This is a genomic window from Bradyrhizobium sp. UNPA324, assembly GCF_006658635.1.
Classification (GTDB): Bacteria; Pseudomonadota; Alphaproteobacteria; order Rhizobiales; family Xanthobacteraceae; genus Bradyrhizobium; species Bradyrhizobium nanningense.
In genome coordinates this window covers 4,624,341-4,644,229 of record NZ_LFJD01000004.1, presented here as the reverse complement: position 1 = coordinate 4,644,229, position 19,889 = coordinate 4,624,341, and the positions used below count along the sequence as shown (strand labels likewise).

The window sequence follows — 19,889 nt, the reverse complement described above, 5'->3', positions numbered from 1 at the left end:
AGAGCACGAAGGACACCGTTAAAACCATCCGCGCAGGGAAGGCCGGGAGCCGGCATCACCTGTGGTCCACCCCGTGTGCATTTTCTGTCGCGCACGGACTTGCGGGTGCCGCCGGCACCCGGCCTTCCCTGCGCCCTTTGGCTTTCATTGGGTGCGAACGAAACTGCAAAGCTCGGGCGGAACGCGCCGCGAGAAGGAGAAGGCGTGTCTGCTGCCACCCACTCGCTGTCATCGCCCGGCTTGCCGCCTTCGCTGAAGCTTCGGCGCGCCGAGCGCAGGTGTGGGCCGCGGCGAAGCCTTGGCGGAGCCGGGACCGGGCGATCCAGTATTCCAGAGACGGCAATGATCGTACCGAGAAGGCGCAGTGTACTGGATTCCACAGCGGAGAGATTCTGGATTGCTTCGCTGCGCTCGCAATGACGGTGTGGCACGGGCGTGCCCGCCTTCTCCCAGGGCGCCAGCAGCCCTACGCAGCCGCCTTCTGCCGCGCGAGCAGCGCTTCGCCAAAGGCCTCGAACAGCTTGCGGTTGACCGGATTGTGCTGGGGATCGTATTCGGCGTGCCATTGCACGCCGAGCGCAAAGGTCGGGGCTTCCGCGATGCGGATCGCCTCGATGGTGCCGTCCTCGGCGACGCCCTCGATCAGCACGCGCTTGCCGGGATCGAGGATGCCCTGGCCGTGCAGCGAATTGACCCTGATTTTCTCGCAGCCGAGAATTCTTGCGAACGCCCCGCCCGGCGTCAGGTCGACGTCGTGACGGTCGGCAAACACGACGGTCGGATCGGGATGGATCTCGCCGTTCTCGAGCCGGGGCATGCGATGGTTCATGCGGCCGGGAATTTCACGGATCTCGGGATGCAGCGAGCCGCCGAAGGCGACGTTCATCTCCTGCAGGCCGCGGCAGATGCCGAACAACGGGATGCCGCGGGATACGCAGGCGACCGAGAGCGCGAGCGCCACCTCGTCGCGATGGATGTCGTAAGGCTCGTGCTTCTCGCAGGGATCGACGTTGAATCGGGTCGGATGCACGTTGGCCCGTGCGCCGGTGAGGATGATGCCGTCGACGGTGTCGAGCAGCGCTGCGATATCGGTGATGTCAGGCGAGCCCGCGAACATCACCGGCAAGCCGCCGGAGACCTCGGCCACGGCGCGCAAGTTTCGCTCGCCCACCATCTGGACCTGAAATCGATTTTCGACGCGATGGGCATTCCCGATCACGCCGACGACCGGCTTTCTCATCTGTCGTTCCGCGCCTCTCCGTGAAGACGATTCTCCAAACATGCCCCTCCGATGGAACAAATTCAACAGAAGGGATCGCGGGACGGCAATGCTATTTTCGCGCAAATGCCTCCCGGGCCTCGCCCCCGGCAGGCAGGCCGGCGGCCTTCAGCGCGGTTGCCGCGCCATCGCCGGGCGCGGCCAGCCAGGGCAGTTTCGCCTCGATGCCACGCGTTACGGGCTCCCCGAGCGCCCCGCCGAAATCAATCGGCCAAAACCCGTTCGGCATGACTTCGGCGTTAAGGCCACGGATCGCATAGCCCTCCCCCAGAACCGCCTCCGCATGGTCGCCGGCAACGAGACGCGCGGTCCCGGGATCGTTGGGATCGCCAAAGCTCACGAGTACCGGCACGAGGTCTCCCTGCACCGGGACGACGCCGGTCTGCCGGTGGATATCGCTAAACGAGATGCGGTTGTCATGCGCGGCGCCATAGGCGCGGAGCGCGACATAGTTGATGTCGTCGAGGTCGAGCTTGGCGTCCTGCCGATGCGCCAGCAAGGCCACCAGATTCTTGCTTCTGCTGCGCTCTTCACCGAGATCGACGAACACCGCCTCCCCGCGCGTCGTGGTGCGGCCGCCGCGGTTATAGTTGCGGTCGGGCACAACGGCCAGAATGCTGGACCCGGTCTTGATCCCGTCAGGCGTCGTCACCTCGACCGTGAGGCGATATTTGTGGCCGGGCCGGTTGATCCGGATCTGGTCGCCGACCACGAGCACGGCCAGAAGCCCGAGCAGACCGGCCCATTTGCTGATAAAGCTCAATCCGCCCCCATTGTCCTGTCCTCACCGCTCTGCACCGTCGGCGTGCCGGCGTCAAACCAGCGCGTTGACGCACTCTTGATCGGAAGCGCGTTTATCGAGAGAGTGCAGCGCATTGCGCTGAAAAGGACCCGATGTGATCATGTCCAAAGATGAACGCTCCCGGACCCGCGGCAACCTCGCCTGGGCGATCTCGGTCGGGGGCATCGGCGTCGTGCTGTTCACCGCACTGCTCGCCTTCACCTGGTATTTCGCGGCCACCTTGCTGCTGATCTTCACCGGCATGCTGCTCGGTCTCGGCCTCAACGCGGTGACGAACGCGCTCGGCCGCCGTGTGCCCCTGCCGCATGCCGTGCGGCTCGCGATCGTCTGCACCGCGCTCGCCTTGATGCTCGCCGGCATCGCCTATCTCGGCGGCGCCACCATTGCCGAGCAGGCTTCGCTGCTGAGCAAGACCCTCAAATCGCAGCTCACCAACGTCAGGTCCTTCCTCGACAACCACGGCATCGACACCAGCTTCTTCGATCTCGGCAACGGTGCGCCCGACGCCTCCGGCACCGCGCCGTCGGAGACGACGTCCGCGCCGGCGACGCCCTCGCGCGGTGCCTTGCCCGGCGCGGGCGCGCTGGCCTCCAGCGGCGGCGCGATCGTGAGCCAGACCTTCAAGCTGCTGCTCGGCACCATCCACGGTGTCGGCAACATCTTCATCGTGCTGTTCCTGGGCTTCGCCTTCGCAGCCCAGCCCGCGGTCTATCACGACGGCCTCGTGTTCCTGGCGCCGGCCAGGCATCGCACCCGCGTCGCCCTCATCATCGACCGCATCGCTGAGACCCTCGAGCGCTGGCTGATCGCGCAGATCATCGTGATGCTCGCGGTCGGCGTGGTGACCTGGATTGGCCTCGCCCTCATTGGCATTCCCGGCTCGTTCATCCTGGGGATTCAGGCCGGCCTGCTCGCCTTCATCCCGACCGTCGGGGCTATCATCGCCGGCGTCATCGTGGTGCTGGCAAGCCTCGCCTCGGGCTGGATCCCGGCGCTGTCGGCCTTTCTGCTCTTCATGGGCGTGCACGCCATGGAGAGCTACGTGCTGACGCCGATCCTGCAGCGGCAGGCGCTAGACATCCCGCCGGCCACGCTGTTCGCGTTCCAGATCGTGCTCGGCGTCGTGTTCGGCATCTGGGGCCTGGCCCTGGCGCTACCGCTGGTCGCCATCGCCAAGGTCATGATCGACCATTTCAAGACGTATGAGACGCCGCCTCTGGCGGAGGCGGCGTAATCCTCACGTCGTCAGCACGGTTTCGGTGTGCTCGACCTCCGGGGGCGAAGCGAAATACTGGCCGACGAGGCCGCGCCATTCGGTGAAATTCTCCGAGCCACGGAAATCGACGGTGTGGTTCTCCAGCGTCGCCCATTTCACCATCAGCCGGTAGCGCTGCGGCTTCTCGATCGACTTGTGCAGCTCGAAGCCGTGAAAGCCCTTGGAGCGGCCGAAAGCGGCCTTGGCCTTGGCGACCGCCGCTTCGAAATCCTTCTCACTGCCCGGCTTGACGTCGATTTGCGCGATCTCGGTGATCATCGGTTTCCACCCATTTTTGTTCGATGGGCGTGTCTACCGCAGCCGACGAAAAAGAAAAAGGCGCCGAAACGGCGCCCTGGTCGGCCCAAAAATGCAGATCTCTCAGACCAGCAGCAGAACCGTGCCCGCCACGATGAGGGCGCAACCGGCGAACAGCGCGAGCGGCCAGGTGCTGCGGCGGCTTTGCGTGTAGCGCCCTTGCGCGCGGCGCTCGGTGATCAGCGCGCTCTCGTATTCATCCGCGGTCGAGAACAGACAGGCAAAACCGCTGCGCGCCGAGGCCGCAGCGGCTTCGAGCGACATCAGGGCAGCTTGCGGGTTCTGTCGGCGGATCGATTCCATGACCGCAATGGTAGGGATCGAATGGTAAACAGAGCATTACCGCAACGCTGCCTCGCGCCTCAGGCGGTGGCCGGCCGCGCCTGCGCTGCACCGAGCCGCGCGGCGCTCTGGCGGCGCCAGTTCTCCAGCGACAGCGGCAGCTCCTCCGCCGCCTCGACGCGGTTACGGCCGCCGCGCTTGGCCTGGTAGAGCGCGGTGTCGGCCGAGGCCAGCAGCACCTCGAGCTCGGTGCCGGCGGGCCCACCGGAGACGCCGATGCTGACGGTGGTGTCGACCGGACCTTCATCGACCACGACGCCGGAGGTCTCGAACGCCTCGCGCACGCGCTCGGCCACCAGCACGCCTTCCTCAAGCGAGCACGGCAACAGCGCGGCGAATTCCTCGCCGCCGATGCGGCCCGAGAGGTCGGAGATGCGCAAATTGTTGACGACGACAGTCGAGAACAGTCTCAGCATCTCGTCGCCGGCGGGATGGCCGAAGCGGTCGTTGATCGACTTGAAGTGATCGATGTCGAAGATCATCACGGTCACGGGACGTCCGGCCTTGGCCTCGCGCTCGATCACCCGGCTGCAGGCTTCCGAGAAGCCGCGCCGGTTGAGCATGCCGGTCAGGGGGTCGGTCGAAGCGGCAGTCCGGTGGGCGGTGACCGTGCGCTCCGACACCAGCATGAAGATCACGAACACGGTGCCGACCGCATAGAGGATGAGCTCGACCGCAAACACCGTGACCCAGATGCTCGACGAGAAGCCGGCATCGTGCGGACGCAGAAAGCTGCCGAGCACGATCGGCAGCATCAACACGCAGCCGTGCATCACCGGCATAACGAAGGCCGGCCAGCGTCGTTGCAGGCTCTTGCGCCGTTCGGTCCAGAGCTCGCTCGCAGTCAGTGCCGCATAGACCGAGACGATGCCGGCACCGACGATCATGCGCAGCGTGGATGCCGCGGGATCCAGCAATGTCACGGCGGCGACCCAGGCGAGCGCGCCGAGCACGAGGCCGGGCCAGTTCGGCTTGCGGCCATGGAAGACGCGCGCCGCGTTCCACACCATGCCGCAGGCGACGAAGCCGACCGCGCTCAGCGCGAGATAAAGATGCGGGCCCAGCCTGTCGCCGGCCGCGGTCCACAGCGCAACGGAGGCGGCACCGAGCAGATAGGCAGTGCCCCACCATTTCAGTGCAGGGCTGTTCTCCTGCCTGCCGAAAAACACCATCATGGCGCCGAGCAGTGCGGCAACCATGGTGGCGACCAAATAGAGCGTGATGCTATCGAGCGACATCATGTCGGCCCCCTCTAGAACATAGCAGTTACGCGATCGGCACATCCGATTTGCGCGCCCTTCCGAAGGCGACGCTAGGTCGGGCAGGTTCCATTCAGGTTTTCGCGGGATGCCAAGTTTTCCTGAAACACGCCATCAATTTGCGTACAAACGAACAGCAAAAAGGGCGCTGAAATCAGCGCCCTTTTGCATCTCATTGAAGCCGCTTTCGCGGCGAATGCGACAGAAGCGATTAACGCTTCGAGAACTGGAAGGACCGGCGGGCCTTGGCCTTGCCGTACTTCTTGCGCTCGACCACGCGCGAGTCGCGGGTCAGGAAGCCGCCCTTCTTGAGCACGGTGCGCAGCTCCGGCTCGAAATAGGTGAGCGCCTTGGAGATGCCGTGACGGACCGCGCCGGCCTGGCCGGACAGGCCGCCGCCGGCGACGGTGCAGATCACGTCGTACTGGCCCGAACGCTGGGCCACGGAGAACGGCTGCTCGATCATCATGCGCAGCACGGGACGGGCGAAATAGACCTCGACCTCGCGCGAGTTGACGGTGACCTTGCCGGCGCCCGGCTTGATCCAGACGCGGGCGACCGCGTCCTTGCGCTTGCCGGTGGCATAGGCGCGGTTGAACTTGTCGACCTTCTTCTCGTGCTTGGGCGCGTCGGGCGCCGCCGCCGTCTTGAGCTGCGAGAGCTGGTCGAGCGACTGGATGGATTCGGCCATGTTATGCGGCCCTCGTGTTCTTGCGGTTCAACTTGGCGATGTCGATCTTCTCGGGCTGCTGCGCCTCGTGCGGATGATCGGCGCCGCCGTAAACGCGGAGGTTGCCCATCTGCACGCGACCGAGCGGGCCACGCGGAATCATGCGCTCGACGGCCTTCTCAAGCACGCGCTCGGGATGCTTGCCCTCGAGGATCTGGCGCGCGGTGCGCTCCTTGACGTGGCCGACATAGCCGGTGTGCTTGTAGTAGGTCTTCTGCTCGCGCTTGCGACCGGTGAGGACCGCATGCTGCGCGTTGATGATGATGACGTTGTCGCCGCAATCAACGTGCGGGGTATAGGTCGGGAGGTGCTTGCCGCGCAGGCGCATGGCGACAATGGTGGCGAGACGGCCGACGACCAGACCCTTGGCGTCGATCAGCACCCACTTCTTCGTCACCTCAGCCGGCTTTGCCGAAAAGGTTTTCATGTCAGAGTTTCCGTGGACGGGGAGCATCGGCGCGAACACCGCACCGGACTGCGCGGGTTCTAGAGAAGTGACACGCAACGGTCAATGCCCCGGACACAAGAATTATCATAGCAATATCAATGCATTAAAATTATGGTGCTATATTACCTGCGAAAAGCTCAAACATTTGGAATGGAATAGGTCGAGGTGACATGGGCGATCGGATCGGGCGAGGTGCCGGACAACAGTTTCACCTCCCCGACCGCCAGCCGCTTGCCGAGCTTGAACAGCCGCGCCTCGGCCAGCACGTCCTGGCCGGGCTGGCCTTTGCGCAGGAAATTGATGTTGAGATTGGTGGTCACGGCGAGCCCGATCGGCCCGATGGCGGACAGGAGCACCACGTACATCGCGAAATCGGCCAGCGCCATCAGCGTCGGGCCGGACACGGTGCCGCCCGGCCGCAGCATCTTTGCGCTGTAACGCTGCCGCAAAAGGCAAGTCTGGCCGTCGGCGCTTTCGATCGTAATGTCGTCGCCGCTAAAAGCCTGGGGAAACTCGTGACGGAGGAACTGCTCGACCTCTGCCACGCTCATTTTCGCCAACGCCATGCTGTTCCCCACCCTCGCTTCGCTTGCCCTGTTACATTAAGTTATCTGCGTCATCCAATTGCAATCATTTAGCGGAAATCGCGTCAATGACCGTCACGGCCGCCCGTGCCCCCTCCCCGCAACCGCCGATCCTGCTGCGCGAGACCATAGGTCCCATCGCGGTCCTGACGCTGAACCGGCCCGCCGCCCGCAACAGCCTGTCGGCCGAGATGATCGCGAGCCTGCATGCCGAGCTCAATGATATCAGCAGCGACAAGGCGGTCCGCGGCGTCGTGATCGCCGCCAATGGCCCCGCCTTCTCCGCCGGCCACGACATGAAGGAGCTGACCGCGCGCCGCACCGATCCCGATCGCGGCCGCGCCTTCTTCGCCGAGATGATGAATGCCTGCAGCGCGATGATGCAGGCGATCGTGCATCTGCCAAAACCCGTGGTCGCGTCCGTCCAGGGCATCGCGACCGCGGCCGGCTGCCAGCTCGTTGCCAGCTGCGATCTTGCGATCGCATCGGAGGAGGCTAAGTTCGCCACACCCGGCGTCGACATCGGCCTGTTCTGCTCGACGCCGATGGTGGCGCTGTCGCGGAACGTGGCGCGCAAGCAGGCCATGGAGATGCTGCTGACGGGAGAGCCGATTTCCGCCGAGCGCGCTCGCGAAATCGGCCTCATCAACCGCGTGGTGCTCGCCGGTACCGAACTCGGTGCCGCGATCGAGCTCGCGCAACAGGTCGCGCTGAAATCCGCCTACACCATCAAGCTCGGCAAGGAGGCGTTCTACCGCCAGGCCGAGATGAGTCTTGCGGACGCCTATCGCTATGCGGCAGAGGTGATGACCGAGAACATGATGGCGCGCGACGCCGAGGAAGGCATCGGCGCGTTCATCGAGAAGCGCACGCCGACATGGCGGGATGAGTGACCCCGTCATTGCGAGCGCAGCGAAGCAATCCAGAATCTTTCCGCAGCGGCAGTCTGGATTGCTTCGCGACGCTCGCAATGACAAAAAGATAAAGACGACAGATGAACCACGACGCCTATCCCGACAATTACATCCGCAGCATCCTCAACAGCGTGAAGTCGATAGCGATGGTCGGCGCCTCGCCGGTCAACGTACGGCCGAGCTATTTCGCGTTCAAATATCTGGCGCAGCGCGGATACGACATGATCCCGATCAATCCGGGCCATGTCGGCAAGGAGCTGCTCGGAAAGCCCTTCGTCGCCTCGCTCGCCGACGTCGGCCGTCCCGTCGACATGATCGACATCTTCCGCAATTCCAGCCACATCATGCCCCTGGTCGAAGAAGCCCTCACGCTCGATCCGCTGCCCAAGGTGATCTGGATGCAGCTCGGCGCGCGTGACGACGCCGCGGCGGCGAAAGCGGAAGCGGTCGGCATCAAGGTGGTGATGAACCGCTGCCCCAAGATCGAATATGGCCGCTTGTCGTCCGAGATCTCCTGGATGGGCGTGAATTCGCGCACGCTCAGTTCCAAGCGCGCGCCGGCACCGACGCAAGGCATGCGGTTATCCCTCAATCGGATGAGTGTCGGCGGCGGCGAGACCGCGGCCTCTGATCGCGCGGCCAAGAACAAGACCGAGCAGAGCTGACGCAGTCGAGAAGGATTCGTTTCGCGAGCGCCGCAATGCGCAGCAAGATCATTCCGAACTGACGTGGCGCCTTGACGGCGAGCGCGGCGCCCATCAGCATGCCGCGCGATTTCAGGCCACAAGAACAGGACGCCCTCAATGAGCGATCGCCTTCCGGGATTTTCAACCCTCGCAGTGCATGCCGGTGCACAGCCCGACCCCACCACCGGCGCGCGCGCGACTCCGATTTATCAAACGACCTCGTTCGTCTTCAACGACGCCGACCATGCCGCCTCGCTGTTCGGCCTGCAGGCATTCGGCAACATCTATACCCGCATCGGCAATCCCACCAACGCGGTGCTGGAAGAGCGCGTCGCCGCGCTCGAAGGCGGCACGGCCGCGCTCGCGGTGGCCTCGGGCCATGCCGCGCAGGTCGTGGTATTGCAGCAATTGATGCAGCCCGGCGACGAGTTCATCGCCGCGCGAAAGCTCTACGGCGGCTCGATCAACCAGTTCACGCACGCCTTCAAGAGCTTTGGCTGGAACGTGGTCTGGGCCGATCCCGATGACATCGCAAGCTTCGAGCGCGCGGTGACGCCGCGGACGAAAGCCATCTTCATCGAGTCCATCGCCAATCCCGCCGGCAGCATCACCGACATCGAGGCGATCTCGACGGTCGCGCGCAAGGCGGGTGTGCCGCTGATCGTCGACAACACGCTGGCCTCGCCCTATCTGATCCGTCCGATCGACCACGGCGCCGACATCGTCGTGCACTCGCTGACGAAGTTTTTGGGCGGCCACGGCAATTCGCTTGGCGGCATCATCGTCGATGCCGGCACCTTCGACTGGTCCACCGGCGGCAAATATCCGATGCTGTCGGAGCCGCGGCCCGAATATCACGGCATCCGCCTGCAGGAGACTTTTGGCAATTTTGCCTTCGCGATTGCCTGCCGCGTGCTCGGCCTGCGCGATCTCGGCCCCGCGCTGTCGCCGTTCAACGCCTTCATGATCCTGACCGGCATCGAGACCTTGCCGCTGCGCATGCAGAAGCATTGCGACAATGCGAAAGCGGTCGCCGAATTCCTCGCGGGACATCCGGCGGTGGCCTCGGTCAGCTATGCGGGCCTGCCGAGCGACAAATACAACCGGCTCGCCCGCAAATATGCGCCGAAGGGCGCGGGCGCCGTGTTCACCTTCAGCCTGAAGGGCGGCTATGACGCCGGCGTCAACCTCGTGTCGAAGCTGCAGCTGTTCTCGCACCTCGCCAATGTCGGCGACACCCGCTCGCTGGTGATCCACCCGGCCTCGACCACGCATAGCCAGCTCGACGACGCCGCCAAGGTGAAGTCCGGCGCCGGCCCCGACGTGGTGCGGCTCTCGATCGGCATCGAGGACAAGGAAGACCTGATCGCGGATCTGGAACAGGCGCTGGGAGCGTAGTTGTTCGCGGTCATTCCGGGATGGTCCGAAGGACCAGTCCCGGAATCTCGAGATTCCGGGTTCGGTGCTTCGCACCGCCCCGGTCGCTTTCGGCGACCGTCAGTTAACAGTCATTAACCACATCTGCCGCATACATCGTCTTTGGATCGCCTCTTTGATTCGGAGCCGATGATGCTGCGCTGGATGGTGCCTGCCCTGGCAGTGATGCTGACGGTCTCGGCCGCAATTGCCGCCGACTTGCCGGCGACACCGAAGCGGCGGGCCGCAGCGCCTCCGCAGGAGCCGCCGCAGGTCTATGTCGAAACCGATCCGGATGCGCTGATCTCGCCGGCCTATGGCGTCGGCAGCTACATCCGCAACCTGCCGGGCACGCCGCTCCTCCCCGGCTCCCACACGCTGCCCGGCTATTACGGCCGTCCCTGGGACTACGACTATCAGGGCGCGTATTACGGCGGGAAGCAGGTCGATTATTTCTGGCGGCTGCCCTATTCGTGCGGCATCTACGGCTATTGCTGACCTGACCCACCGGGCTGACGGAGGTCAGCCGGCCTGACCGACCGGAACCGCGCGCCGCTGCGCGTGCGTCTGCCGGCGCGAGGCGAGCCGTTCCACCTGCGTCACCACAAGCGTCAACACTGCGATCGCGACCGTCTGGTGCGACAGCGCAAGATCGATCGGCACCTGGTTGAGCAGCGTGAGGATGCCGAGCACCGCCTGCACGCTCACCGCGGCGAGCAGCCAGAGCGCACCGCCCGCGGCCGAGCCTGCGCGCGAGCGCACCGCGTCGATTGCGTGCAGCAGCGCCAGCACGAACAGCGCATAGGCGGTCATGCGGTGCTCGAACTGCACCGTCAGGACATTGTCGAACATGTTGCGCCACCACGGCGTCTCGAACCACAGCCGCTCGGCGGAGGGAATGAACGCGCCGTCGATCTGCGGCCAGGTGTTGTAGGCGCGGCCGGCGCGCAGGCCCGCAACCAGCGCACCGAAATAGATCTGCACGAAGGTCACGACGAGCAGCAGCGCGCTCGTGAAGCGCAGCCGCGCCGATGCCGCGATCTGCGGCCGCTCCTTGAGACGCCGCACCGTCCAGACGATGCCGGCAAAGATCAGCAGCGCGAGCAGCAGATGCGTCGCCAGCCGATATTGCGACACCTCGACCCGCTCGGTGAGGCCCGAGGCGACCATCCACCAGCCCACCGCCCCCTGGAGCCCGCCGAGCGCGAACAGCAGCCACAGCCGGCGCTTCAAGTCACGGGAGAGACCGCCACGCCACAGGAAGAATAGGAACGGCAAGAGATAGGCGACACCGATGAAGCGGCCGAGCAAGCGGTGGCTCCATTCCCACCAGAAGATCTCCTTGAACTCGGACAGGCTCATGCTCGCATTGAGTTCGCGATATTGCGGGATCTTCTTGTAGGCCTCGAACGCCTCGGTCCACTGCGCCTCCGACAGCGGCGGCACGCTGCCGGTAACCGGCTTCCATTCGACGATCGAAAGGCCGGATTCCGTCAGCCGCGTCGCGCCCCCCACCAGCACCATCAACGCAATCAGCGCAGCGACGGAGATCAGCCACCAGCGCACGGCGCGATGCGGGTTGGTTGGAACGGAATTCGTCGTCATTTCAGGGACAAAACCAAGCCTTGAACTTAAGAGACTTGAACCGGACTGCGTGCCCCTTATAGTCCCCCGCTCCCGCAGCGCAAGTTACGCAAAAACAGCAAGCTCACGCCATGACGATCCGCACCCGCAAGTTCCTCGGCGCCATCCTGCTCCTGGTGCTGGCCACGGTCTGGGCCCTGCTCGGCATGGCCGCGGCGCAGATGCCGTGGATTGCCGAGTCCGGCTGGCGGCAGGCGATCTACTACGTGGTGGTTGGGATGGGCTGGGTGCTGCCGGCGATGCCGATCGTGAGCTGGATGCAGCGTCCCGACCGCGTCAAATCCAATTCGTAGCGCCCCTAGTTCGTAGCGCTGCCGGTCGGTTTCACCGGCGCAAAGGCAGCGCCCGACACCAAGACGCGCAACATGCGCAGCGAGCGCACACGGCCGTCCCAGGAGATCCGCGGCAGCGCATGCAAATTGGTCCGTCCCTCCGCATCCACGATGCCCGGGATGGTCGACACGGCGCTGGCAAAGCCGGCCTCCTCCGCCATGACGACATGGCTGCGCCGGAACGAGGTGCGATCGCCGAACGGAAAGGCGAAATGCCCGACATCGCGGCGGAAGGCCGCTTCCGCAACGGCCTTGCCCATCGTCATCTCGCGCAGCGCCGCACTGTCCTTCATGTTGGCGAGGACAGGATAGTTCACGGTCGCGCTGCCGATCGTGACGAGCGGATCGGCAGCGAGCTTCGCCAGATCCTTCCAATCCATCGACGCTTCGCGCGAGAGCGCGCCGAGGTCGATCCGGTAGCGCGTGCAGAGATCGGCGATCGCCGCCGACAGATCCGCCGGCGACAGCGAGCGCAACCAGCTCTCGAGATGCGAAAACAGCGCCTGCTTCTCGGCACGATCAGTGACGACAAAGCGCTGCTCCTTCTCGCCCATCATCAGGCTGATGCGGCTCTCGCGCGCGATTACCTGCTCGAGACCGAGCCACCAGGCCTGCCCGACGCCGTCGGGAAACGCCGTGGGGACGTAAATCGTGAAAGGCACGGCGTGCCGCGCCAGCACCGGATAGGCAAAGTCGATCATATCCTTAAGCGCGCCGTCGAAGGTGAGCGCCACGAACCGCCGCTGCTCCGGCAACGTCACCGCGCGACGGCACACCTCGTCCATCCCGAGAAAATCGCACTCCCAGCGCTTCAGCGCGCGAATGGCGCGGTCGAGGAATTGCGGCGTGATCTCGTGCGCACGCAGCGGCTGAAACCCGCCGCGCCGCCGCGGGCGCACCCGTTCGAAGCGCAGGATGGCGCCGGCACCGCGACTGCTCAGCGCCGCTTGGCCGGTGAACCAGGCGAACTCGAGGCGCAGCCGTTCCAGCCATCTGTCGTCGGAGGCCAAAATCCTAACCCCTTCGCGCCCTCAAGGCGCCCGTTCCCGCTCCATTGTCCTTACCCTTTGTTGACATTTCTTTGCAAAGGTCGGCCACAGGCCGATTGACGTCTATTTCTGATTTCTCGACAGGTTTCGCGAATGACCATGGCTGCGGCGATGCAAAGCCGGACGGCAGAAGCGCCAGCGCGGTCGAAAGCGAGCCGTATCGCGCAGGTCGACATCGTCACCGATCTCGACGCCGCCGAGGCGGTCTGGCGCGCCTTCGAGGAGCCCGGCCACCTCTTCACACCCTATCAGCGGTTTGATCTGCTGAGCCCCTGGCAGCGCCTGGTCGGCGAGCGCGAGGGCGCCCGCCCCTTCATCGTGATCGGCCGCGACGCCGATCACAGGCCGCTGCTGTTGCTGCCGCTCTCGCTGCGCCAAAGCCACGGCGTGCGCACGGCGTGCTTCATGGGCGGCAAGCATACGACCTTCAACATGGGCCTGTGGAACGTCGCGTGCGCTGCGCAGACCGCCATCGCCGATCTCGAGGCGCTGCTGGCGCCGCTGCGCGAGCATGCCGACGTGCTCGCGCTGACGCAGCAGCCGCTGCGCTGGCACGACCAGCAGAACCCGTTTGCGCTGCTGCCGCGGCAGAGCGCGATCAACGGCTGCCCGCAGCTGGTGATGGAGCCGGGCGGGCCGCCGGCATCGCGGATCAGCAATTCCCTTCGCCGCCGTCTCAAGAGCAAGGAAAAGAAGCTCCAGCCGCTCGCCGGCTATCGCTACCACCTCGCCACCACCGACGCCGACATCACCCGCCTGCTCGACTGGTTCTTCCGCGTCAAGCCGGCGCGGATGGCGGAGCAGAAGCTCCCGAACGTCTTCGCCGAGCCCGGCGTCGAACAGTTCGTCCGCAGCGCCTGCCTTGCGCCGCGCGGCGAAGGCCGCGTCATCGACATCCATGCGCTCGAATGCGACGACGAGGTCATCGCGATCTACGCCGGGGTCGCCGACGGCCAGCGCTTCTCGATGATGTTCAACACCTACACGATGTCCGAGCACGCCCGCTACAGCCCCGGCCTGATCCTGATGCGCTACATCATCGATCGCTACGGCGAGCGCGGCTACCGCTCGCTCGATCTCGGCATCGGCTCGGACGAGTACAAGCGGATGTTCTGCAAGGACGACGAAGAGATCTTCGACAGTTTTGTCCCGCTGACCTCGCGCGGAAAACTCGCGGCGATGGCGATGTCATCGCTGAGCCGCGGCAAGCGGCTGGTGAAACAGAACCAGATGCTGTTCGATCTGGCACGCCGGCTGCGGCAGGCGTTCGGGTAGCTCTCTCTTCCCTTCTCCCCTCCTGTCCGCCGAAGCCTTGGCGAAGGCGGATGCGGGAAAAGGTGGCGCGAAAGCGCCGGATGAGGAATTCTCTCCGCCAACACGGATATCGCAGGCTGGGCAAAGCGACGCGTGCCCACCATTGCCAATGAAGCGAAAGAACGTGGGCACGGCGCAAATGCGCCTTTGCCCACCCTACGAGAGCGGGGCGCGGCGTTGTCACCGCGCCCTCCCGCTCAGCTCTTGTTGCGCATCTTGCTGAGCAGGTAGTTGTCGTAGAAGTTTTCGGCGATCTGCGTATAGAACAGCAGCTCCTTCATATACGCGTCGTGGCTCTCCTTGGTCCGCTTGAACAGCTCGCTCTTGGCGGCGAGCTCGTTCAGATGGTCCTGGGTCGCGTTGTAGCAGGCCTCCAGCACCGGTTGCGGGAACGCCTTCAGCTCCGCGCCGTTGGCGATCAGCCGCTTCAGCGCCGCCGGATTCACGCTGTCGTATTTCTCGAGCATCCAGGCGCCGGCCGCCGCGCCCGCCTGGTTGACGATCGCCTGATACTGCTTGGGGAGCGAGGCCCATTTCTCGTCGTTGACGATCATGTGCAGCATGGCGCCGCCTTCCCACCAGCCGGGGAAGTAATAGTACTTGGCGACCTTCTGGAAGCCGAGCTTCTCGTCGTCATAGGGACCGACGAACTCGACCGCGTCGATCGTGCCCTTCTCCAGCGCCGGATAGATGTCGCCGCCCGCGATCTGCTGCGGGACGACGCCGAGCCTTGCCAGCACGTGGCCGCCCATGCCGGCGATGCGGAATTTGAGGCCCTTGAGGTCGTCGACGGTCTTGATCTCCTTGCGGAACCAGCCGCCCATCTGGGTGCCGGAATTGCCGCAGAGGATCGCATGCGCCTTGAAAGGCTTGAGCGCCTCGTTGGCGAGGTCGGCGCCGCCGCCGAAGTGCCACCACGATTCCTGATGGCGATGGTTCATGCCGAAGGGCGCGCCGGTGGCATAGGCCAGCGCCGGCTCCTTGCCGATGTAGAAATAGAGGGGGGTCTGCGCCATCTCCACCGAGCCGGTGCTGACGGCGTCGAGCGCCTGCAAGCCCGGAACGATCTCGCCAGCGCCAAAGGTCTGGATCTGGAATTTGTTGTCGGTGGCCTCCGCAACATATTTCGCGAAGGTCTGCGCCGTGCCGTAGATGGTGTCGAGCGACTTCGGAAAGCTCGAGGTCAAGCGCCATTTGATCTCGGGCGCGCTCTGCGCGATCGCAGGTGCAGCAACCAGCGTCGTCGCGCCGGCGACGGCACCGCCCGTAAGGAATGTACGGCGTTTCATGATGGGCTCTCCTAATAAGTTTCAAGCATATGGACTTGCGGCGACGATCTTCGCGCACCGTTTGCCCGTTCCTGTAGCGGAGTTCAAGATGCGCGGAGAAGGCCTGTAGGCCGTCAGAGCAGCTTCGCGCTGACGAACAGCGCGCGCACGGCGTTGGTGGCCTGCACCGCCAGCATCGCGTTACCGGCCGCGCCTTCCAGGGCCGCGACGGCGTCCTCGTGCAGGGAGCGGAATTCCATCCACTCGACCGACTTGAAGTTGGTGAGGAATTGATAGGCCTGGCCGACAGTCGCGATCGCCAGCGTGTCACCGTTCAGCTTGATCTTGAACGTCGTACGCAGCGGGGTCTCTGAACTTGATGGATCACTCATGGGGCTGCTTCTGGACGATGACGGCTTAACGAAGGGGAAACGGCAGCCCCGCCGTAGCAGGCAAATATCAGGAGTCGGTGCTCGCGCGCTGCGAGGCGGTCGCTGATCCGCTCAGGCTCGGCACCACGACCAGGCGGTTGAACTCGCCATTGTCGTAAGCCTTGAGGAAACGATCATAGTCCTTGATCGAGACGCAGCCGTTGGAATCGCCGCGCGGTCCGAGCATGAAGCTATGGGTGAGAAGGCCGACGCGGCCGAGCGCGCTGGTGCCTTCGGTCGGCGTCAAGCGCAGCGCGCGGATGCCGTGGAACAGCTTCTCGCGCGGCTTCAAATCGTAGATCGCGGGCGGGGTCGCTCCCACCATGCGCTGATCGACATGATCGGGGTCGTCCATCAGCGCGCCCATGCCCGAATGGGCTTCCAGGGCCACGCCGCTCGGCAGGTAAAGCGCCTTGGCCTTGATGTCATAGACCGCGGTGCGCGAATCGTAGCCGAGGGCGGCGAGATCCGGTGCCTTGCCGAACAGGCCGTCGCCGGGCGTCAGCGACGCCAGCCTGATCTTGTCGGTGAACTTTTCGAAGAAGTTGCGGTTGTCGACCCTGGGATTGCTGGTGTCGGCATAGGCCTGGCTCGAGGCAATCTGGGCGGAGAGATCCGCCTGAACCGGGCGCGAGCGCGGCATCGGGACGGCGTCGGCGCGCTGCGAAGGCCTCGCCTCCTCGGTCACGGACCGGTCGTCGTCGGTCAGGGGCGAACGCCAATCATCGCCCTGGAGCTTCTGCGCCAGCATCGCCTTGGCGTCGCGGAGCTTGAGCTGGACCGCGTTCAGGGCAGAACGCTCCAGCGTCCGCAGGCCGAGGTCGCGGGCCGGCGGATTGCCGGACGCCGAAGCGAAGCGGTCCTCAAAAGAAGGGGTATTGGCCGGCGGCAACGCGGCGGAGACCAGCGCGCTCGAATCGCTCAGGTTCGAAGCTCCGATGTCCGCGACCCAGGCGGCGGCGCCCAGCGCCAGCGCGACGGCCGCCAGAGACAGCAGAACGCGCTCGGCCCGCCCAATACGGCGGCGCGGCAACAACAGCCTCTCGGCGCGTGCGCGGTCGGAAACCATCAGATCCCCAAATCGACCCCGGGGGGGCCCAACCCCCGCCCGGAGACTCTATACCAGCTACCACATTGGGAGCCAAAAGTTAGGCATAATCGCGGCCGGCAAGGGCCCGAAAGGGCATCCCAGGGTATCCAATGACCGATCCTTTCGATCTAGAGCGCTTCGTCAAGGCCCAGAATCCGGTTTTTCGCGCCGTCGAGGGTGAGCTGGCCCGTGGCCGGAAGCAGACTCACTGGATGTGGTTCGTCTTTCCGCAAATCACCGGTCTCGGCTTCAGCGCCATGTCGCAGCGCTACGCCATCGGCTCGCGTGCCGAGGCGAAGGCCTATCTCGCCCATCCCGTGCTCGGAGCGCGCCTGATCGAATGCACCGGGCTCGTGCTCGCCGTCCAGGGACGCAGCATCAACGCGATCCTCGGCGCGCCGGATGACACCAAATTCCGCTCGTCGATGACGCTGTTCGGTGCAGTGTCCGATCAGGCCATTTTCGGCGAGGCGCTCGCCCGCTATTTCGCAGGCGAGCACGACGCGGCGACGCTGGAGATCCTGTCGAAGCTGGATCGGCAGGCCTCCGGCTGAGTTGGCGGGATCGGTAGCGTAAACCCCGGATTAACACGCACAAACTATCGTCCGAGCAAAATAATTCTCCGTTATTTGCCGGACAGATCATGAAAATCGGTACGCTCCTGACCACCGCCATCGTCTCGCTCTCGACCGTGGGCGGCGGCCTCGCCGTCTACGTCGCCGTGACGAAATACCAGACGATGGAGCGGATCACCGAGGCCCAGGGGCGGCTGGCGATCGTCCGCACCGTCAGCGACATCCCGCGCTACCTCAATCCCGAGCGCGGCTTTTCGACCAACATCCTCTATGGGCCCGCCAGCATCGACCCGGCGCTGCTCACTGAACAGGACAAGCTGCGCAAACAGACCAACGGCGCCCGCGACAAGATGAATGCGGTGCGCAAGGAGCTGCCCGGCTCGTTCGACGACGGCGTGACCATCGGCAGCAATATCGACGGCATCAATGCGAAATTCAGCGCGCTGCGCGAGGCCATCGACAAGGCGCTCACCGGACCGGCGGAGACGCGCAAGGACGCCGCCAAGAAGATCGTCGCCGATAACGCGGTGCTCAACGGCAGCGTGACCGCGCTGCTCAACGAGCAGGTCCGCCGCATGGCGATCCTCAACGGCGACGCCTATCGCCAGGCCAGCTACGCCAACATCGCGATGACGCTGCGCGACGTCGGCGGCTTCAACTCCAGCCTGCACAAGAATCTCGTCGGCGGCAAGAAACCGGCGACCGACGCCGAGAAGGCCGACATCGCCCGCTCGCAGGGCCGCAACGACCAGCTCGTGATGGCGCTGCAGGAACTGCGCGGCAATCCGACGACGCCGGCGAACGTCGCCGCCGCGCTCGAGAAGTTCAATGCGATTTACGTCGAGGAGTTCGGCCGCGAGCTCAAGCTGGTCAAGGACGGGGCGGTCAGCGGCAAGTACGAACACGACATGGAGACCTATTACGCCGCCACGCAGCGCGGCCTCGGCACCATCATCGAGGTCCGCGACGCATTCTACGACAATGCCGAGCAGATCCTTGCCGGCGCTTCCTCCGCCGCGCGCACCAGCTTCACCATCGCGCTTGCAGGCCTTGCCGCCGTGTTGATCGCCAGCATCGGCCTCATCGTGATGGTCCGCCGCCGCGTCTGCGCTCCGATCGTCAACCTGACGAGCCGGATGTCGCGACTTGCCGAGGGCGAGGTTGCGGACAGCATCCCCGGCGCCGAGCGCTCCGACGAGATCGGGGCGATGGCTGCGGCCGTCCAGGTCTTCAAGGACAACATGATCCGGGCCGACCGGCTCGCGGCCGAGAAGCAGGCCGAGAACGACGGCAAGATGCGCCGCGCGCAGGCGCTCGACGAGCTCACCCGTGCATTCGAGGCCAAGGTCACCGAGCTGGTCGGCGGCCTGTCCCGGGCCTCCTCGACCATGGAAAGCACCGCGCAGTCGATGACCTCGACGGCGGCCCAGACCAACAGCCAGGCCGCCATCGTCGCCGCCGCCTCCGAGCAGACCTCGACCAATGTGCAGACCGTCGCCAGCGCCACCGAGGAGCTGACCTCCTCGATCTCCGAGATCGGCCGTCAGGTCGCACAAAGCACCGAGATCGCCGCCCGCGCCGTCGACAACGCCCGTCGCACCGGCGACACCGCACGCACGCTCGCCGAGGGCGCCCAGAAGATCGGCGACGTCGTCACGCTGATCCAGAGCATCGCCGAGCAGACCAATCTTCTCGCTCTCAACGCCACGATCGAGGCCGCCCGCGCCGGCGATGCCGGCCGCGGCTTTGCCGTGGTCGCCTCCGAGGTGAAGTCGCTGGCGGGTCAGACCGCCAAGGCGACGACCGAAATTTCCGAGCAGATCACGGCGATCCAGGCCGCGAGCGACGAGACCGTGGCCGCGATCCGCAACGTCGCCGACGTCATCGGCGAGATCGACCAGATCGGCACCGCGATTGCCGCGGCGATCGAGGAACAGGGCTCGGCCACCAAGGAGATCGCCCGCAGCGTCCAGGAGGCCGCCCGCGGCACCCAGGAGGTCAACACCAACATCTCCGGCGTGCAGCGTGCCGCCGACGACAGCGGCGCTGCCGCGCGGGAAGTGCTGGTCGCCGCCGAACAGCTCTCGACCCAGTCACGCGATCTCGCCGGACAGTTCGACCGCTTCCTCGGCGAGGTCAGGGCGGCTTGAGAT

At 65.1% G+C, this 19,889-nt stretch carries 22 protein-coding genes; 9 read left to right on the top strand and 13 right to left on the bottom strand.

All coding sequences use genetic code 11. The features are described from left to right. Positions 1–466: 466 nt before the first annotated feature. Both UNPA324_RS22380 and UNPA324_RS22375 read right to left on the bottom strand, forming a co-directional pair. Entirely contained in the window at positions 467–1,240 is a 774-nt protein-coding gene (locus UNPA324_RS22380; RefSeq protein ID WP_164935981.1) for a gamma-glutamyl-gamma-aminobutyrate hydrolase family protein, read from the bottom strand. A 91-nt stretch (positions 1,241–1,331) separates the two neighbouring features. Next, a complete protein-coding gene (locus UNPA324_RS22375; protein WP_128917447.1) occupies positions 1,332–2,042 on the bottom strand; it encodes a hypothetical protein in 711 nt (236 codons plus the stop codon). A 139-nt stretch (positions 2,043–2,181) separates the two neighbouring features. On the opposite strand from UNPA324_RS22375, the gene UNPA324_RS22370 reads away from it, so the two are divergent. Further along, positions 2,182–3,315 (top strand): AI-2E family transporter, encoded by a 1,134-nt coding sequence (locus tag UNPA324_RS22370; protein WP_141935985.1) that lies wholly within the window; start codon positions 2,182–2,184, stop codon positions 3,313–3,315. Between the two features lie 3 nt (positions 3,316–3,318). On the opposite strand, the gene UNPA324_RS22365 is transcribed toward UNPA324_RS22370, so the two are convergent. From UNPA324_RS22365 to UNPA324_RS22340, 6 genes are all read right to left on the bottom strand, one after another. Further along, positions 3,319–3,615, bottom strand: a complete 297-nt coding sequence (locus UNPA324_RS22365; protein WP_035673823.1) for an antibiotic biosynthesis monooxygenase family protein — start codon at positions 3,613–3,615, stop codon at positions 3,319–3,321. A 102-nt stretch (positions 3,616–3,717) separates the two neighbouring features. Beyond that, entirely contained in the window at positions 3,718–3,957 is a 240-nt protein-coding gene (locus tag UNPA324_RS22360; RefSeq protein ID WP_141935984.1) for a hypothetical protein, read from the bottom strand. Positions 3,958–4,016: 59 nt separating this feature from the next. Next, positions 4,017–5,237, bottom strand: coding sequence for a GGDEF domain-containing protein (locus UNPA324_RS22355; protein WP_141935982.1), 1,221 nt, complete (start codon positions 5,235–5,237; stop codon positions 4,017–4,019). 229 nt (positions 5,238–5,466) lie between these two features. Continuing rightward, positions 5,467–5,946: a 30S ribosomal protein S9 gene (gene rpsI / locus UNPA324_RS22350; protein ID WP_011087725.1), complete on the bottom strand. Its 480-nt coding sequence runs from the start codon at positions 5,944–5,946 to the stop codon at positions 5,467–5,469. Between the two features lies 1 nt (position 5,947). Beyond that, positions 5,948–6,412: a 50S ribosomal protein L13 gene (rplM, locus tag UNPA324_RS22345; RefSeq protein ID WP_011087726.1), complete on the bottom strand. Its 465-nt coding sequence runs from the start codon at positions 6,410–6,412 to the stop codon at positions 5,948–5,950. A 158-nt stretch (positions 6,413–6,570) separates the two neighbouring features. After that, positions 6,571–6,999 carry a PaaI family thioesterase gene (locus UNPA324_RS22340; RefSeq protein ID WP_128917451.1) on the bottom strand — a complete coding sequence of 143 codons (429 nt, stop codon included), beginning with the start codon at positions 6,997–6,999 and terminating at the stop codon, positions 6,571–6,573. 86 nt (positions 7,000–7,085) lie between these two features. Here UNPA324_RS22340 and UNPA324_RS22335 point away from each other — a divergent pair, with 86 nt between their 5' ends. From UNPA324_RS22335 to UNPA324_RS22315, 4 genes are all read left to right on the top strand, one after another. Then, entirely contained in the window at positions 7,086–7,910 is an 825-nt protein-coding gene (locus UNPA324_RS22335; RefSeq protein WP_141935979.1) for an enoyl-CoA hydratase, read from the top strand. Positions 7,911–8,011: 101 nt separating this feature from the next. Further along, positions 8,012–8,596 (top strand): CoA-binding protein, encoded by a 585-nt coding sequence (locus tag UNPA324_RS22330; protein WP_141935977.1) that lies wholly within the window; start codon positions 8,012–8,014, stop codon positions 8,594–8,596. 138 nt (positions 8,597–8,734) lie between these two features. After that, a complete protein-coding gene (locus UNPA324_RS22325; RefSeq protein ID WP_141935975.1) occupies positions 8,735–10,015 on the top strand; it encodes an O-acetylhomoserine aminocarboxypropyltransferase in 1,281 nt (426 codons plus the stop codon). 171 nt (positions 10,016–10,186) lie between these two features. Further along, positions 10,187–10,531 carry a hypothetical protein gene (locus UNPA324_RS22315; RefSeq protein ID WP_128917455.1) on the top strand — a complete coding sequence of 115 codons (345 nt, stop codon included), beginning with the start codon at positions 10,187–10,189 and terminating at the stop codon, positions 10,529–10,531. Between the two features lie 24 nt (positions 10,532–10,555). On the opposite strand, the gene UNPA324_RS22310 is transcribed toward UNPA324_RS22315, so the two are convergent. Continuing rightward, complete coding sequence (locus UNPA324_RS22310; protein ID WP_141935973.1) at positions 10,556–11,638, bottom strand: COX15/CtaA family protein; 1,083 nt, start codon at positions 11,636–11,638, stop codon at positions 10,556–10,558. A 110-nt stretch (positions 11,639–11,748) separates the two neighbouring features. Here UNPA324_RS22310 and UNPA324_RS22305 point away from each other — a divergent pair, with 110 nt between their 5' ends. Continuing rightward, positions 11,749–11,970, top strand: coding sequence for a DUF2842 domain-containing protein (locus UNPA324_RS22305; protein WP_128917457.1), 222 nt, complete (start codon positions 11,749–11,751; stop codon positions 11,968–11,970). 5 nt (positions 11,971–11,975) lie between these two features. On the opposite strand, the gene UNPA324_RS22300 is transcribed toward UNPA324_RS22305, so the two are convergent. Continuing rightward, the gene (locus tag UNPA324_RS22300; RefSeq protein ID WP_141935971.1) at positions 11,976–13,019 is read right to left on the bottom strand and encodes a polysaccharide deacetylase family protein; all 1,044 of its coding nucleotides are present in this window, start codon (positions 13,017–13,019) and stop codon (positions 11,976–11,978) included. Between the two features lie 132 nt (positions 13,020–13,151). Here UNPA324_RS22300 and UNPA324_RS22295 point away from each other — a divergent pair, with 132 nt between their 5' ends. Further along, on the top strand, positions 13,152–14,333 hold the full coding sequence (locus UNPA324_RS22295; protein ID WP_141935968.1) for a GNAT family N-acetyltransferase: 1,182 nt from the start codon (positions 13,152–13,154) through the stop codon (positions 14,331–14,333). 236 nt (positions 14,334–14,569) lie between these two features. Here the strand turns inward: UNPA324_RS22295 and UNPA324_RS22290 are convergent, their stop codons facing one another. From UNPA324_RS22290 to UNPA324_RS22280, 3 genes are all read right to left on the bottom strand, one after another. Further along, on the bottom strand, positions 14,570–15,661 hold the full coding sequence (locus UNPA324_RS22290; protein ID WP_141935965.1) for a TRAP transporter substrate-binding protein: 1,092 nt from the start codon (positions 15,659–15,661) through the stop codon (positions 14,570–14,572). A gap of 113 nt (positions 15,662–15,774) precedes the next feature. Next, a complete protein-coding gene (locus UNPA324_RS22285) occupies positions 15,775–16,032 on the bottom strand; it encodes a hypothetical protein (RefSeq protein ID WP_024338019.1) in 258 nt (85 codons plus the stop codon). Positions 16,033–16,099: 67 nt separating this feature from the next. Next, positions 16,100–17,068: a DUF2778 domain-containing protein gene (locus UNPA324_RS22280; RefSeq protein WP_141938977.1), complete on the bottom strand. Its 969-nt coding sequence runs from the start codon at positions 17,066–17,068 to the stop codon at positions 16,100–16,102. Positions 17,069–17,271: 203 nt separating this feature from the next. Between UNPA324_RS22280 and UNPA324_RS22275 the strand changes: the two genes are divergently transcribed. Continuing rightward, positions 17,272–17,715, top strand: coding sequence for a DUF1810 domain-containing protein (locus UNPA324_RS22275; RefSeq protein ID WP_128917461.1), 444 nt, complete (start codon positions 17,272–17,274; stop codon positions 17,713–17,715). Positions 17,716–17,804: 89 nt separating this feature from the next. Next, entirely contained in the window at positions 17,805–19,886 is a 2,082-nt protein-coding gene (locus UNPA324_RS22270; RefSeq protein ID WP_141935961.1) for a methyl-accepting chemotaxis protein, read from the top strand. The last annotated feature ends 3 nt before the right edge of the window (positions 19,887–19,889 follow it).